Annotated in this window: 1 protein-coding gene; it reads left to right on the forward strand. The window is 60.1% G+C overall.

The window, feature by feature from the left end; all coding sequences use genetic code 11:
• The first annotated feature begins 7 nt into the window (after positions 1 to 7).
• Entirely contained in the window at positions 8 to 1210 is a 1203-nt protein-coding gene (gene ltrA, locus ACIBQZ_RS43325; RefSeq protein ID WP_396094794.1) for a group II intron reverse transcriptase/maturase, read from the forward strand.
• Positions 1211 to 1295: the final 85 nt, after the last annotated feature.

The following is a 1295-nucleotide window of genomic DNA, read 5'->3' on the forward strand; positions in this document are numbered from 1 at the left end:
GCAGGAAGTGTGGGATGCCTATCAGCAGGTGAAGGCGAATCGGGGTGGCCCGGGCGTGGACGGTGTGAGTATCGAGGTGTTCGACAAGGATCTGAAGAACAATTTGTATAAGATCTGGAATCGGATGTCATCGGGCACGTACTTTCCGCCTGCGGTGAAAGCGGTCGAGATCGCGAAAGCCCATGGTGGGGGCACCCGGATGTTGGGGGTTCCCACGGTCGCGGACAGGGTCGCCCAGACGGTGGTGGCCCGGAGGTTGGAGGCGAAGGTCGAACCGGTCTTCCATCCCGACTCCTACGGCTACCGGCCTGCACGGTCGGCGTTGGACGCGGTGGGTGTGTGTCGGCAGCGGTGCTGGAAGTACGACTGGGTGATCGATATGGACATTCAGAAGTTCTTCGACAGTGTTGATCACGCGTTGATGCTGAAAGCGGTCGAGAAGCATACTGATGTCTCGTGGATCGTGTTATACGTTAAGCGGTGGCTGGTCGCACCGTTGCAGCTGACCGACGGCACGATGCAGGAACGGGATCGGGGCACGCCGCAGGGATCTGCGGTGTCACCGGTGCTGGCGAATCTGTTCATGCACTACGCGTTCGACATGTGGATGGCCCGGGAACATCCGGGGAATCCGTTCGAGCGTTACGCCGATGATGTGGTGGTGCATTGCGTGACTCTGGGTCAGGCGCAACGCCTGGTCGCGGAGATCACTGCGAGGATGGGTGAGGTCGGGTTGACGGTGCATCCCGACAAGACGAAGATCGTGTATTGCGGGAACAGGGACCGGCGGGCCGCATATGAGCACACCGCGTTCACGTTCCTGGGATACACGTTTCGTTATCGAGGGGCGCGGAATGAACGGGACCAGGTCACGTTCACCGCGTTCACGCCAGCGATCAGTAAAGACGCCCTGAAGAAGATCAGCGGCACGGTCCGCCGATGGCGGCTGGGCCGCAGAACAAACCTAACCCTGGCCGATATCGCACGACGGATAAATCCTGTCGTGCGGGGCTGGATGCAGTACTACGGACGGTTCAACCGTTCCGCCCTGTATCCCCTCCTGCAGCGCATCAACGCCTACCTGGTGCGTTTCCTGCGGAACAAGTTCAAACGGGTCCGATCCTTCAAGAAGGCCAAAGCCGGCTGGCAACGCATCACCGTCCAGTCTCCGAAAGCCTTCGCCCACTGGGCATGGATCACCACCTTCTGATGATCAGGACGACAAGAGCCGTATGACAGGAGACTGTCACGTACGGATCTGTGAGGGCCGGAGGGTGAAACTCCCTCCGGCTACT

Source organism: Actinoplanes sp. NPDC049599 (assembly GCF_044465625.1).
Taxonomy (GTDB): domain Bacteria; phylum Actinomycetota; class Actinomycetes; order Mycobacteriales; family Micromonosporaceae; genus Actinoplanes.